Source organism: Lactococcus sp. FSL K6-0773 (assembly GCF_038006485.1).
GTDB lineage: Bacteria > Bacillota > Bacilli > Lactobacillales > Streptococcaceae > Lactococcus > Lactococcus lactis.
Genome location: NZ_JBBOVF010000001.1, coordinates 1,180,200 through 1,195,054 on the forward strand (window position 1 = coordinate 1,180,200; position 14,855 = coordinate 1,195,054).

The 14,855-nt window shown below is 32.5% G+C and carries 13 protein-coding genes and 1 other annotated feature; of the genes, 3 read left to right on the forward strand and 10 right to left on the reverse strand.

Annotation, left to right across the window (positions count from 1 at the left end; translation table 11 throughout):
- Positions 1-174: 174 nt before the first annotated feature.
- A complete protein-coding gene (brnQ, locus tag MHB61_RS05560; RefSeq protein WP_003129615.1) occupies positions 175-1,545 on the forward strand; it encodes a branched-chain amino acid transport system II carrier protein in 1,371 nt (456 codons plus the stop codon).
- 77 nt (positions 1,546-1,622) lie between these two features.
- Here the strand turns inward: brnQ and MHB61_RS05565 are convergent, their stop codons facing one another.
- The 7 genes from MHB61_RS05565 to MHB61_RS05595 form a co-directional block, all read right to left on the reverse strand.
- Positions 1,623-1,778, reverse strand: a complete 156-nt coding sequence (locus MHB61_RS05565; protein ID WP_308297758.1) for an LPXTG cell wall anchor domain-containing protein — start codon at positions 1,776-1,778, stop codon at positions 1,623-1,625.
- Between the two features lie 45 nt (positions 1,779-1,823).
- Complete coding sequence (locus MHB61_RS05570) at positions 1,824-2,834, reverse strand: collagen binding domain-containing protein (protein ID WP_058221832.1); 1,011 nt, start codon at positions 2,832-2,834, stop codon at positions 1,824-1,826.
- Entirely contained in the window at positions 2,831-3,076 is a 246-nt protein-coding gene (locus tag MHB61_RS05575; RefSeq protein WP_010905508.1) for a hypothetical protein, read from the reverse strand. The genes MHB61_RS05570 and MHB61_RS05575 overlap by 4 nt, the downstream gene beginning before the upstream one ends.
- Before the next feature lie 26 nt (positions 3,077-3,102).
- Positions 3,103-3,996: a polysaccharide deacetylase family protein gene (locus MHB61_RS05580; RefSeq protein ID WP_003129609.1), complete on the reverse strand. Its 894-nt coding sequence runs from the start codon at positions 3,994-3,996 to the stop codon at positions 3,103-3,105.
- A 272-nt stretch (positions 3,997-4,268) separates the two neighbouring features.
- Positions 4,269-5,489 carry a glycosyltransferase family 2 protein gene (locus tag MHB61_RS05585; RefSeq protein ID WP_023163855.1) on the reverse strand — a complete coding sequence of 407 codons (1,221 nt, stop codon included), beginning with the start codon at positions 5,487-5,489 and terminating at the stop codon, positions 4,269-4,271.
- Between the two features lie 4 nt (positions 5,490-5,493).
- Positions 5,494-6,525, reverse strand: a complete 1,032-nt coding sequence (locus tag MHB61_RS05590) for an acyltransferase (protein WP_003129606.1) — start codon at positions 6,523-6,525, stop codon at positions 5,494-5,496.
- A 485-nt stretch (positions 6,526-7,010) separates the two neighbouring features.
- Positions 7,011-9,767, reverse strand: a complete 2,757-nt coding sequence (locus MHB61_RS05595) for a cation-translocating P-type ATPase (RefSeq protein WP_021214919.1) — start codon at positions 9,765-9,767, stop codon at positions 7,011-7,013.
- 51 nt (positions 9,768-9,818) lie between these two features.
- Positions 9,819-9,862 (reverse strand) — a sequence feature (sodium ion sensor (DUF1646 type); this cis-regulatory element may regulate processes involved in with the transportation of sodium ions).
- 249 nt (positions 9,863-10,111) lie between these two features.
- Between MHB61_RS05595 and MHB61_RS05600 the strand changes: the two genes are divergently transcribed.
- The gene (locus tag MHB61_RS05600; protein WP_014570402.1) at positions 10,112-11,275 is read left to right on the forward strand and encodes an ABC transporter permease; all 1,164 of its coding nucleotides are present in this window, start codon (positions 10,112-10,114) and stop codon (positions 11,273-11,275) included.
- A gap of 381 nt (positions 11,276-11,656) precedes the next feature.
- Here the strand turns inward: MHB61_RS05600 and spx are convergent, their stop codons facing one another.
- Both spx and MHB61_RS05610 read right to left on the reverse strand, forming a co-directional pair.
- Entirely contained in the window at positions 11,657-12,055 is a 399-nt protein-coding gene (gene spx, locus MHB61_RS05605) for a transcriptional regulator Spx (protein ID WP_003129597.1), read from the reverse strand.
- 159 nt (positions 12,056-12,214) lie between these two features.
- Positions 12,215-12,745 carry a hypothetical protein gene (locus MHB61_RS05610; RefSeq protein ID WP_170959163.1) on the reverse strand — a complete coding sequence of 177 codons (531 nt, stop codon included), beginning with the start codon at positions 12,743-12,745 and terminating at the stop codon, positions 12,215-12,217.
- A gap of 196 nt (positions 12,746-12,941) precedes the next feature.
- Here MHB61_RS05610 and MHB61_RS05615 point away from each other — a divergent pair, with 196 nt between their 5' ends.
- Positions 12,942-13,541, forward strand: a complete 600-nt coding sequence (locus MHB61_RS05615) for an ATP-dependent Clp protease proteolytic subunit (RefSeq protein ID WP_003129593.1) — start codon at positions 12,942-12,944, stop codon at positions 13,539-13,541.
- A gap of 65 nt (positions 13,542-13,606) precedes the next feature.
- Here MHB61_RS05615 and icd read toward each other — a convergent pair whose 3' ends face one another.
- Positions 13,607-14,845, reverse strand: coding sequence for an NADP-dependent isocitrate dehydrogenase (icd, locus tag MHB61_RS05620; RefSeq protein ID WP_010905501.1), 1,239 nt, complete (start codon positions 14,843-14,845; stop codon positions 13,607-13,609).
- Positions 14,846-14,855 lie beyond the last annotated feature (10 nt).

Sequence of the window (14,855 nt, forward strand, 5' to 3'; positions counted from 1 at the left end):
AGAGAAAAAATTTTCTTCAAACTTTACTTTAACTCTGAATTTACTTGGTAATTTAAAAGGCTTAATAAAATCAATCGTCATGGTTTCTATAAAATTGTGTTGTAAATTCACAATTTTTTTGCTATAATAATTCATTATTTTATCTATCAAACAAATCAATTATAAGGAGTATTTATGGAGGAAAAATTAGCTGGTAAAGATTACCTCTTTATAGGGTCAATGTTATTCGGACTTTTCTTTGGTGCTGGAAATTTAATTTTTCCAATACATATGGGTCAAGAGGCCGGAGCCGCTATTTCACAAGCAAATTTTGGTTTTTTAATTACAGCAGTCGGCTTTCCTTTTTTAGGAATTATCGCCCTGGGAATTTCTCAAAGTAACGGGGTTTTTGAGTTAGCTTCCCGAGTCAATCGTATTTATGCTTATATTTTTACAATTTTACTTTATCTCGTTATTGGCCCCTTTTTCGCTCTTCCTCGTTTAGCAACCACTTCTTTTGAAATTGGAATTTCACCTTTTTTAAGTCATGAACTCCAAGCTCCACTATTGGCTCTTTTTAGTATCCTTTTCTTTGGAACCGCCTGGTTTCTGTCTAGAAAGCCAACAAAACTCTTAGATTATATCGGAAAATTTTTAAATCCCCTCTTTTTGGTTTTGTTAGGTATTATTTTGGTCATTGCTTTCACTCATCCATTAGGAAAAGTTAGGCAAGCAGAAATTGGTAAAGCCTATCAAGCATCTCCTATTTTGACAGGTTTCACACAAGGTTACAATACTCTTGATGCCTTGGCCGCCTTAGCTTTTGGCATCATTATCATCACAACTATTCGCCAACGTGGCGTAAAAAATCCTAAAATTATTGCAAAAGAAACCATAAAAGCTGGCCTTATCAGTGTAGGACTAATGGCTATCATTTACACCTGCCTTTCTTACCTAGGTGCTATGAGTCTTGGGCAATTTGCTATTAGTGAAAATGGTGGAATTGCTCTCGCTCAAATTTCCAACCACTACTTAGGAAATTTCGGCATGATTATCTTAGCACTCATTGTCATCATCGCTTGCTTAAAAACAGCCGTTGGCTTAATGTCTGCCTTTTCTGAAACCTTTGTCGAATTATTTTCTAAAAAAGAATATCGTTTTTATCTCCTCATCGTAAGTATTCTTCCTTGCATCTTTGCAAATATCGGTTTGACAAAAATTATAGAACTTTCGGTTCCAGTCCTCATGTTTTTATATCCCTTAGCCATTATCCTTATTTTATTGGCTTTATTAAGTCCGCTTTTTAAACATTCTAGACTTGTCTATCAGATAACAACAGCTTTTACACTTTTAGCGGCTATTATCGACGGACTCAATGCTCTTCCAGCCAGTCTTCACACAATTACTTTCATATCAGTAATAATTAATTTTGCTAAAGACTTTCTACCCTTTTTCTCCCTAGGAATGGGTTGGATTCTTCCAGCGGTTTTAGGCTTTATCATCGGATGTTTATGTCAAATTGCGATTACTGTATATAAAAATAAAAAGTCTTCAACACTTTCATAAAAGTTGAGAGCCTACAATATATAAAAAGGAGTTTCAAATAATTTATAACTCCTTTTCTTTTACATCATCTCAGATAATTAAATTTTTGATTTTCTCCTAATATAAATCATTCCAAGACCCCCAGAAATCAATAGAAGTATTCCCAACACTTTGAAAAAATTCCTTGGGCTATCTCCCGTTTTAGGAAACTCTTCAGATGTTTCTGATTCCATTGAAGAAGACGAAACCGACATTACTTGTGAGGATGAACTAGGAGTAGTAATTGATTGGTCGGGTTTTTAAGGAGTTTCTTCTTTAACAGGGATGATTGTATTTATAAAATTATACCCCTCTTGTTGACTCGTGTAATTACTAACAGACACCTCTTTTACATCATAATCGTAAAGTTTCCCACTTTCATCATACTTATCCAAATTGGTAAACGAATATTTCCAATTTTCTTTAGCCGTCACATCTCGTGAATCAACTTTCTCTCCATTCCGATATAACTCAATACTAATAAAACTTGGTCTTAAACCACGTGCATTATTGTCATCAATCCAAGTTTTCTCTCCAGAAATAGAAAGTTTCATACTTGCATTTCCATTTCCACCATTGTTAGGAGTATGAACTTCTACTACCTGTTTTTCAATATTTTCTCCCGTCAATTCTCCTCTATTTTCATACTGTTGAGAAAGCCCTCCATCCGTTGCCCTCGTTGAATAATCGATAATAATCGTATTTGAAATATCACCTAAATTCACGGTAAATCCGTTCACGCCATTTTCTAAAATACTAGCTTGAGGATAATAGCTATCAACATTATAATTCTCTCCATCACTACTATAAGTCACATTAGCTACCGAAATCGAACCAGAAACTAAATTCTGATTCCCACCAATAATATCAGTATAAATAGCTTTCTGGATATTTTCTTTAGCATAATTGATCCGAACCTGCCAATGAATTAAGGTTGAATCATTCTCGTCAACCCATCCCCATTTATAAAGTACCTCATCTTTATCCGGTCCTGTTGCCGGACCAATGTTAACCTCTGTTGTTCCTCCATCTTTCCAATCAACTACTACCCTTGTGTCTTCCTCTACTTTTTGTTCATCCCAATTAACCCAAACGGAAAATGAACCTTTAATGTCTGAAGTTGCATTTTCAACAAGTTTTAAAAAAGTAACAGTTACCACCCCCGTAAGATGATTGGCAACCGCCGTTCCGATAATATTTCCAGCTTCATCTTTTATTTCAAAAGTAATATCTTTTGATAAAGTTAATAAATCAGGAACATTGACACTCATTGTATCCCCTGAGAAACGCTTCCCACTGGAATATCAAAATCCCAATGAGCCTGAACATCATCATAAATACCAAAATCTGTTTTCGGATTTCCCAAATCATCAGTCAGTTCATGTCCCGTTATAAATTTATTTCCATAGTCAGCAGCAAATACATTTGAAGTTGTAAATAAATTAATTCCAACCAAGCACATCAATAAACTCAGAACCATTAATAATTTAAATGACTTATTCTTCGCCTTCATGAATATCTCCTTCTTATTTTCTCTTATTATTGTGTCCCTTCACTTAAGAGCCAATGTTTGATAGTTTTCCAATTATCCTTCGTAACAATCAACCTAGGAATATTACTATATAGTGTTTCATTAGTCACTACACCTGGAGATAGTGTGAATATTCCTTGAATTCCATCTTGTAGCATATAATCTTCTAAGTCTTTATTTTGTGCTCCATAAGGATAAGCAAAAACTTTTCCTTTTTGATCTAACTTCTCATCAAATGCTTTCTGACTTTTCTGGTAATCTTTTTGCACTACTTTTTTTGAAATATTAGTAGATAAAATCGGTTCAAAGTTTTCTTGATAATGTAAGTCATTCGTATGTAGTCCTGAAGTAACCAAAGGATTTTCATTCATTTTCTTTATTTCTTTCCAAGTCGACATTTGTGAACCATCAATGGTTTGTCCAACTTTTCCCGTGATAATGAATTGCGTAAAGGGTAAGTCTAATTTTTTCATTATTGGATAAGCGTTCTCTGGTAAAGACTTATCAATGTCATCAAAAGTAATCACTACTGCTTTGCCAATGACCTCTTTTTTATTAAGCTTCTCTATCAGTTCTGAACTAGTCAAAACTTTAATATGATTTTTCTTTAAAAATGTCATTTGCTGTTCAAAATCTTGCAAGAATACATTATATTCATGGAGTTGAGAATTATGCGAAATTGAATAAGCGAAATTTGTAACCACCGTATCTTTTAACACACGGTGATAACAAAGAACAATAATTCCATCATTGTCTTTAAGCAAACTCTCATAAGCAAAATCTGGCTGCTCCTTTTTTCCATCTTTTACATATTTTTTTGTTTCACGTGTGGACATAAACACCAAGATAGCAATAAGACCAAACATCAATATCAAAAAAATATTCTTTTTACTAAATTTCATATTATAAATCTAAGCCTCCTTCGTTAAAATATAAAGACTAGGAATCGTTAATATTGAAAGAAGACAAAACAAATCATAAATTATATCTTCCCAATTTGTTATTGGAAACCCAATGATTACAAAAACAGAGATAATTCCATCACTATATATCCCCAGCAAAGAGATTAATAAAAGAACGAAAACAATTAATATAAACAGCCAACATAGTGAAACAGCCAAGAATTCCAAAAAATGTCGTTTTTTCATTTTTTTACGTATTACTAATTCCATTATTACACCCCTCTATCAGGACTTTCCCATTTTCCTTTATTTGTCCGATTAGTTAAAACAACAAGTTCAGCAGAAAGAGCACTAATCAAATTTAGAAACCAATAAGCAACAAGATAAGCTGGAAATATTAATTTATCAGTCAAGGATAAGCGACTCTCCCCTTTATCATTATTAAGTCCTAAAAAGAATACAAAAAATGAAATAAGAACAAAAATCACGATAATTTGACCCGATACTTTGAATTCTTGATTTAACAGCATTTGGAGAAAATACTGATAAGATTCTATTAAGAAAAACCAACTCCAAATATGACTACAAATCATTTCAATCAAAAGAAACCGATGTTTAAATTCTCCTCTTTTAAAAACCCATGATAAATTTGAAATTAATACTTCTACTCCACCAACTGCCCATCTTCTCCGTTGCTTTAAAAGAGATTTTAAATTTTCAGGAACGAGAATATAGCTTAAGGCTTTAGGGACATATTTGACTTTCCATTGATTACGATGAAGTCGCCAAGTGACATCAATGTCTTCCGTCATCACTTCGGTATTAAAGCCCCCAATTTCTTTCAAAGCCTCTACACGATACATAACAATCACACCTGATACGGTCATTATTGCACCTAGAAAAAGACTTTGTGCTCTCTTAATCGCATCAATCACACTTAAATACTCTAAGGTTTGTAATTTCCCCAATAGAGTTGTTCTGTTTCTAACAATAGGTCGTCCAGTTACAGCCCCAATATCTGAACTAGAAGTTAATTCGGCCAATAAATAAGATAGAGCATCTTTAGAAAGATATGAGTCCGCATCAATAACAAGCATATACTTACTGTTAACTTGTTGCAAAGCAACATTTAAAGCCGTGGCTTTTCCCTTATTTTCCTTTTGCTCAAGAATAGTTAATGTTTCCCAATCGTCGAAAGATTTTTTTACTTCATAAAGTTTCTCTAAAGTGCGGTCACTACTCTTATCATCAACAATAAAGATCTCTAGGGAAGGGTAATTTAGATTACGTAGTGATAATAAAACTTCCTCAATCGTTTCTTCTTCATTGTACGCAGAAATAACAATACTAATTTTTTCAAATTCTTTTGTTTCATCAATTGCTTTCTTATCTCTTTCTTTCCACCGAGATAAAAAAGCACCACTTGCCCAAATGAAGGACAAGATAATCGGATAATAAACAACATAAACATCTACCATTGTTGAGATTAACATAGTTTTAATTTTCCTTTCTTTCTTTTTTTCTCTTAAAAGGGATATTTAAAACTTTTCCCACAAAAATTCCTAGTAATGCCGCACTAGTAAAGGCTACTGGAATAATAATCGGTCCTGCTATCACTCGTTGACTTAAGTTTGGAATTTCATGCTTAAAAAATCCATAGACAAACTGATCCGTTAAATCGGATATAAGATAGATAGTCAAAGTAGCGGTAGATAGAGCCTTTAGCAACCTAACGCTCCATTTTGGAATGGGAGTTCTCCACAAGATTGCTATAACTAATACTGTCATTATGGCTGTTTGATAACCAAAATAATCATTGTGGTCTAGCCACTGAAATTCTTGATTCCAACTTGCAAAAGTGTCCGTCAAAGTAAAAATCGTAAGTGCACTTAAGAATGCTGTAACAAGTTTTCCTATTGAAATTTTCTTTATTTCATTTTGATAAGTATAAAGGTAAGCTCCAATAAAATAATAACTAACGGGATAACAAATTTGCCAATAGTCTGGAATAACTTTTCCAAAACTATTTAATAAAGAGGGTAAGAATGTTAGCAAACTTGCGATAAAGACAATATATAAATGATAATTTTTTATTTCTTTTTTATAATTCCAGATAATATTTAATAAAGGGATAAAAAGATAAAGTCCTAAATACATTTCAACATACCAAGAGTAAGAATCGGTTGAATAATCAAAAATTCCATTTATGGCTGTGGAGAAGTCGCTTCCTTTTCCGACAAGAGATAGAACTCCCCATACTAATAAAGATATGCCTATATATGAAATGATGACAGGAACTATTCCTAGAACATATTGAGCACTTAATTCTTTTCGATTCATTAAAAATCCAGTTGCCACTAAAAACAAGGGCACACAAGTAATTAAAATCGTTCTTATCCCAATCCAAAAAATTGCTAAAGTGGAATGAATTGTCATATCATAAAAGCCCGAATTTAATAAAAAATGGACCGAAATGACAAAGAATATTGCACAACTTTTCATTAAATCTATTGATGAATTACGTTTCATTTTTTTATATTTATAGCAGAAAAATTTTGCTCCTATAAATCCTTTCTCTAATTTGGGTTATAAACCGCTCAATTCAAAATTTACAATTATTTTTCCTTTACATCACTAAATTGTCTCGAAATCATGTTATTCTCCTAACTTTAATTTAGTATGGATTTATAATTAACGAAAATCATTAATTTTTGATTGCAATCCACCAATTTATCACAGTATAACATAACAAAAAGAAATATTGTAATATACAGCTTACAAAAATTACTTGATATCATCATATTATTCATTTTTGATTATTATTAAACCCTATAAAGTAAAATATCAATCAATAAAAAAAGCGATATAACCTTTATAAACTAGCACTTACGATGATTTTAAGCATATTAGGTAATACTCTAAATTGCAAATTTAGAAATCAAAAACAAACATCAGTTTGTAATTAGTAACATACAAAAAAGTACTTACTCAAGTAAGTACTTTTTTGCATTGATTTACCATATTTTTATTTTAAAAACTTCTTTTATTCCTGACAATATTAATGTAGGTAGAGCAGGAATAAAAATCACAAGTAGATATACAGGTAATGTTAACTGAGCAGTTCCCATCACACTATTGAAAAACGGAATGATTGTTACTAAAAATGAAGAAACTCCTGCAAATAACACTGCTCCAACAAGTCTAATATTCCCAAAAGGATTACGTCTAAACAATGTTCTTGAACTTCTTGCATCAAATACATGCCATAATTGTCCATAAACTAAAGTCAGAAAAGCAACTGTTTGTGCTTCACTAGCGTTCAATCCATTTTGAGCAGCCAGGAGAAATCCAAGATAAACCATCGCTCCCATAACTGTTCCCCTAATCAAAACCCTAGACCACGTGTGGTTAGCAAGAATAGATTCATTAGGGTTCCGTGGTTTTTCTTTCATCAAATCTGTTTCGGCAACATCATAACCCAAAGAAAAAGATGGAATCGCATCACTCACCATATTAACCCAAAGAACCATTAAAGCAGTCAATGTCGGAGTCATTGCTGCTACATTTCCAACACTACTTCTAAATAAAACTAAACCTAATACAAGGGCCAAAACTTCAGCAACATTTGTTGTCAGTTCGTGTCTCATAAAGTTTTTTATATTAGCATAGATAGTACGACCGCTATAAACTGATTTTTCTATCGTTGTAAATTTATCATCTAGTAAAATGAGATCTGCAGAATCTTTAGTTACTTCTGTACCAGTAATTCCCATCGCCACTCCAATATCAGCAGCTCTTAAAGCTGGAGCATCATTTACTCCGTCTCCGGTCATAGCAACAACTTGTTGATGATTTTGGAGCTGTTTAACAATACGTTGCTTATGCTCTGGTGTCACTCTTGCATAAACATTAACATTTTTTACTTCTGCATAAAGCTTCTGATCTGACATTTCTTCAAGGTCAATTCCCTTTAAAACTGTTGCATTTTTTTCTTTTACAATCCCCAAATCATAGGCAATCGCACGAGCTGTTTTTTCATGATCCCCTGTAATCATAACCACATTAATATTTGCATCATGAAGTTGTCTGATAGATTCTTTCACTTCTTCTCGTGGAGGATCAATTATTCCTGCAACTCCGGTTAATATAAAATCTTTTTCTACGTCTTCCGTGGCTCCGTATAATGCCTCTTCTTCATCAACTTTTTTGTAGGCCACAGCCAAGGTTCTTAGTGCTTCATCCGCATAATCATCTACCACTTTAATAAAGTTATCTTTTGACTGCTCAGATTGGTCAACTATATCTCCAATCAAAATCCCCGAAGCTTTTTCCATTAAAACATCTGGTGCTCCTTTGGTATAAACGTAGAATCCTTCATCATTTTGAACAATGACGCTCATCATTTTTCTACTGCTACTAAAAGGAAGAGTTCTAATAATTTTGTTGTTTTTTAATAGCTTATTCTTGCTATAGCCGGCTTTACTACCAAGAACGGTAAGAGCAACTTCTGTAGGATTACCAAAAGTTTTTACTTGCCCCTCAACTTCTTTGACACTTGAATCATTACACAAAACGATATTTTTCATAAATTGAGCAAAATTTATATTTTTTTCACCTTTTGCTATCAAGTGAATTTCACCAATGGAACGATATCCCAGACCATCCACATTATACAGTTGACCATTAGCATAAAATTTTGTAACGGTCATCTCATTTTGGGTCAATGTACCTGTTTTATCAGAACAGATGTAAGAAGTACTCCCTAAAGTCTCCACACTACTTAGTGTTTTAATCAGACCTTTATTTTTTGACATTTTGACTGCACCGATTGTCAATACTATTGAGAGAACAACTGGTAAAGCATCTGGAATAGAGGCAACTGCGAGAGCGATTGAGGTTGAAAATACTGAAGTAATTGAGTTAATTGAAAATTCTCCAGAACTGATTAATCCAAATACAAAAGTTAATAAAACAATCCCAGCGGATATTTTCATCAGTGTTTTAGTAAGTTTTTTTACGGTTTCTTGTAATGGAGATGATTTTATTCCCTCATCTTTCATCAACTGAGAAATTTTCCCAAGTTCTGTGTTTTCTCCCGTGGCTACGACTATTCCAATTCCCTGTCCATTTGAAACGATAGAGCCAGAAAATCCCATATTCGTTTGATCACCAATTTCGACGTTTTCATTAATGACCTCTATATTTTTTATTATAGCATCAGCTTCACCCGTTAAATGAGACTCAATTAATTGAAGTTCATCAAGCTCTAACCATCTTATATCGGCCTCCACAAAATCACCTACTGTAACTTTTACGATATCACCAACAACTAGCTCATTTGATGAAATTTTTTCTAAGGCTCCATCTCTTAGTACAGATGCAAAACGATTGTTCATTTCTTTTAGTGAATTTAAATTTTTACGAGCACTGATTTCTTGCCAAAAACCTAAAAATGCATTTATAATAATCAAAATAGCTATAGCAATCGCTTCATATAAAGATTCTAAACCATGTTTTTTATCTCCAACTATTTGGAATGAATAAAATGAACTAAAAAATGATAGAGCGACTGCCCCTAATAAAACAATGATTATTGGTTCTTTAAAACTTTTAAAAAATACTTTTAAATAGCTTTCTTCCTTTTCTTCTGGAAGTTTATTTTCACCATATCTTTCTCGATTATCAGTAACCTGAGTACTCGAAAGTCCCCTATCTATCTTAACATCATAACTATGTAATAATTCTTCTTTGGATTTTTGATAAAATTTCATATCATCCCTTTCTAGTAAAAAACGACAAAAAAGAGCGCAAACCTCAAAACAATCTCCTCACCCTTGGAGATATGTCTTGAAGCTTGCGCCCAACCTAGTCGTTTATTTAATTAATTATATTTTAACATTATCCATATCGTAAGTCAATCCATTTTATATTGTTTTGACTACAACACAATATATACTTATATTAAAACTCAAATCATGCCTTCCGTTCTCAAAACAAATAAGTTCTAGTAGCCCCTTTAATAAGTTAAATGGTAAAATATTATTAGAATGTATGAATTCATATTATGTATTATAAAAATGAATTTATCCATTATTTTAAAGCTAGAAAGAATATCATGACTAAAAATTACTTAGAAATCCCTGAAGAACTTTATAATAAATTAAGTGATTATGCAGAAAATGACCAACTATCAATCCGTTTAGAAAATCAACAGATATTATTAGAAAATCCGAAAATTAATCATACCAATAAACAAAATTTAGCTTTACACTATTTTATAGTACCTAGTTTAGCATCTGGAATAATTGCATTGCTTATCTTTTTAAGTACCAATCATCCACAAATCGCATTTACGGGGAGCCGCCACCTCTCTGTTGCAAGTTTGAGCATAATTCTATCAACTCTTTTTGGTTTTTTTGGTTTCATATGGACTTATCTTCGCAAAAGTTGTGACTTATCCAAATCTAAATTTAAAATTTTTAGAGAAACTTTAACGCTATCGGTAGCCTATACAAGTATTTCTTTCGCTGTTCAAATCATTTTTTGGTACATAATTGGCAAAACATTTAGCGGAGTAACTTTTGACCCCTTTACTGCAGGGTTTCTTGTCTTAGTATTTGTTGGAATCATCTTTTATTTTCTTATTTCAGCAGCTCTTTCCATCACTTTACCTAATCTTATTTTGCTCCTCTTTACCACTTTCATAGGGGGTATTCTTGTTTCAATGGCAACAAACAATCAAAAAGATTGGTGGCAACATAACTTCAGCTTCTTAGGAACTGGTGAAGCCACACAGCACTGGCAGTTCAATATTACCTTAATATTTTCTGCTCTTATTCTTCTTACCATAACTGATTTTCTCTTTGCTGAGTTTTCTAAGAGTAGCCTTTACAATTATAAATTTAAAATAATTCGTATTTTTTATATTCTCATAGCATTTTTGATCGCTTTCGTCGGAATTTTTCCAGCCCAATCATGGACAATGCCTATACATAATAATTCTGCATTTGGTCTGGTTGCGGTTGTTCTTATTATGATTATCTTTCTTAAATGGTTAGTTCCCACCATTTCTAAAGAATTTTTAGAATTATCTTGGACTGCTTTGATAGCATTAATTTTGTCTGCCGTTGCCTTTATGGGAATTCACTATCTCTCATTAACGGTCTTTGAAATTATTGCTTTTGCTATAGCTTTTACCTGGCTCGTTATGTTTATCAATTCACTCAGGGGAATTATTCAAGAAGGAAACGAATGGCAAGTAAAGCTCCTTCAAAAATAATTACCTCAAGCATCAGATAAGAAAAACAAAAAGGTTGAATTTTCAGAAAATTGTGTTATAATATCTTCACAAATACATTTTGGTTGGAGGTTCATCATGGAATTTAAAAGCTTACTGCTCCTTTCACTTGCTGCAGTTTCTGCAGTTGATCCATACTTACCCACAATTTTTATTTCAGCCACAACACTTGATGATATTGAATTTGAAGGATAACAATAACCATAAAATATTTTTTTAATTCATTTTCTTTTATTATCCAATAATAATTACTATGCACTCAACAAAAAACCATTGTTCCTTTCTGGCAGTGTTTTTTTTTCAACAAAAAAAGACGCAAATGCGTCTATAAAAATTCCAATAAATGAATATTTTAATTATGAATTAAATTGCTGAACGCAAACGAGCGCCACCATTTTCTAAAACACGAACTGTACGAGGTAAAAAAGCGCGAATTTCTTCTTCATTATATCCAACATGAAGACGTTTTTCATCCATAATAATTGGACGACGCATGATTTGTGGATTTTCAGAAATAATTTTAATTGCTTGTGAAAGTGAAATATCTTCAAAATCAACACCCAAAGTCTTCACAAAGCGATTTCTACTTGAAATTAATCCTTCAACACCATCGTCACATTTTTGTAGAATTTGACTAATCTCTGTTGTTGATAAAGGATCCGCGATGAGATTTCTTTCGTTAAATGGGATGTGGTGATATGAAAGCCAAGTTTTAGCTTTTTTACAGCTCGTACAAGAGGGTGCTGTATAGATTGTGATCATCGTCTCTCCTTCGTGTATATTTATTTATCTAATAGTATTAAACATCAATGATTGTACAATTATACCATATTTATAGACTTAAAAAAAGACCTTTTCAAAATTTTTTCACAAATTTTTTCAATAAAAAAACCACTGAAATCAGTAGTTTTTTTCACTGCATTAGATATTATAATGTTGTTTTTTCAACATCGATGGATAAACATTTTTAGCCTTTTGTAACTCTCGTTTTTTTGCCTCAATATCATCAGTAATTTCGACAGAAAAATTCTCGAAAATTGTACGAGATTCTTTGAAAATGTATCCCCCATTTTTCAAGTCCTGCTCGTCATCAAATACAGCTAAATGGTGAGAGAGCTTTTTGAAAAATGTATTCAAAAAATAAGTTGGAATGTATAAATTATACATTGAAGTATAGTTTTTCAAAAAATTATAATCGTAAAAAGGAACTTTCACATCACTTTGAGGATTAATTAATGCTTTATCACTCCCAGTAATTGGGCGATTAAGAATTTCAATCACTTTTTGATTAAGTGTGTTACGAACTTCAATTTCACGAAGTAATTTTTCAATTGTTAATCGTTTCTTATAACGATTTTCATCATAAATTTTGTAAATGTAGATGCCTGCAACCATTAGCCACGCGCCAATAATCAGACCAAAAATCATTGCAATAATAAGTTCTGTATTCATGTCATAATTATAACAAATTTGAAAGCGTTAAGAAAGTTTAAACTCTTTTTTTATCAAGTTTTAGGAAAAGTCATAAAAAAAGACAATATTCTTTGACCTTTTTTGACCAATGAGTTATAATATAGAAAAATAAACAAATGAATTCAATTTTATCTAAAATTAAATTCATATCTTATTTATAAAGGAGATTCAATCTATGGGTTATTTAGTACCTACCGTTATTGAACAATCAAGCCGTGGCGAACGTGCTTATGATATTTATTCACGACTTTTAAAAGACCGCATTATCATGCTGACAGGACCTGTTGAAGATGGAATGGCAAATTCTATCATTGCTCAACTTCTTTTCTTGGATGCACAAGATAACACTAAAGATATTTATCTCTACGTAAATACACCTGGTGGTTCTGTATCTGCTGGTCTTGCCATTGTTGATACAATGAATTTTATCAAATCAGATGTTCAAACTATCGTTATGGGAATGGCTGCCTCTATGGGAACAATCATTGCTTCAAGCGGAACAAAAGGCAAACGATTCATGTTGCCAAATGCTGAATATCTTATTCACCAACCAATGGGTGGTACAGGTCAAGGCACTCAACAAACTGATATGGCTATTGTTGCTGAGCAACTTTTGAAAACTCGTAAACGTTTGGAACAAATTCTTGCTGATAATTCCAACCGTTCACTTGAACAAATTCACAAAGATGCCGAACGTGACCATTGGATGGATGCCAAAGAAACTTTGGAATATGGTTTCATCGATGAAATTATGGAAAATAATTCCTTAAAATAATGATGTAAATCTTAAAGGCCCTGATTTCAGGGCTTTTTTATTTTTCTGATTATCAATCTATTTTTTTAATATGTTTTTATAAAATCAATTAAAACGTCGGAAAATTTTGAAGTTGAAAGTTTTCCACCTAAATCAGCTGTCAAATTTCCATTCCTGAATGAAAATGAAAGAGCAATTTTGATTAATTCAGCTACCTCTTGCCAGCCTAAATACTCAAACATCATCACTCCAGATAAAATTAGACTAGAAGGATTTGCTATATTTTTTCCAGCGATATCTGGAGCTGTTCCATGAGTTGCTTCAAAAATAGCATGACCGCTTTTATAATTAATATTCGCTCCTGGTGCAATTCCAATTCCTCCAACCTGTGCGGCAAGTGCATCTGAAATATAATCACCATTTAAATTAAGAGTGGCAATTACTTCAAAATTTTCAGGATTTAAAATAATCTGTTGGAGGAAGTTGTCAGCAATTACATCATCTACATAAATTTTTCCTGATTTTAATGCTGCTTTTTTCTCATTTTCAGCTTGTAAACTTCCTCTTTCATTTTTGATTTCATCGTATTCTAGTTTTGTAAAAGTTGGATATTCCCTAGCAACCTCATAGGCCCAATTTCTAAATCCTCCTTCAGTAAATTTCATAATATTTCCCTTATGAACAAAGGTCACTCTTTTTTTGTTCATTTTCAGAGCGTACTCAAAAGCCGCATTAACCAGTCGTTTACTTCCTTCAGGACTAACAGGTTTTATTCCTAGTGCTGAAGTTTTTGGAAAGCGAATAGAATGGACATTCAATTCTTTTTCTAAAAATTTTAATAAGTTGTGAGACTCATTTGTTTCACTAGCAAATTCAATACCTGCATAAATATCTTCTGTATTTTCTCGAAAAATTGTCATGTCAACTTTTTCTGGCGCCTTAACTGGGGATTTTATCCCTTTAAAATATTCAACTGGTCTTACGCAAGCATATAAATCCATTTTTTGTCTTAAAGTAACATTAATTGAACGAAAGCTTTCACCGACCGGGGTCATTAGTGGTCCCTTTATCGCAATTAAATTTTCATTAATATGAGCGAGAGTTTCTTTGGGCAGATATTCTCCACAAGTCTCAAATGCTTCTCCTCCTGCCAATAATTTTTGCCATTCTATTTTCTTTTTTTGACCATAAATTTTTAGAACCGCAGCATCAAAAACTTTTTGCGCCTGAGGAAAAATATCTTCGCCAACACCATCTCCTCTAATATAACCAATTGCTGGATAATCTGGCACAACTAATTTTCCATTTTTCATCTCAATTTTCATAATAATTTTC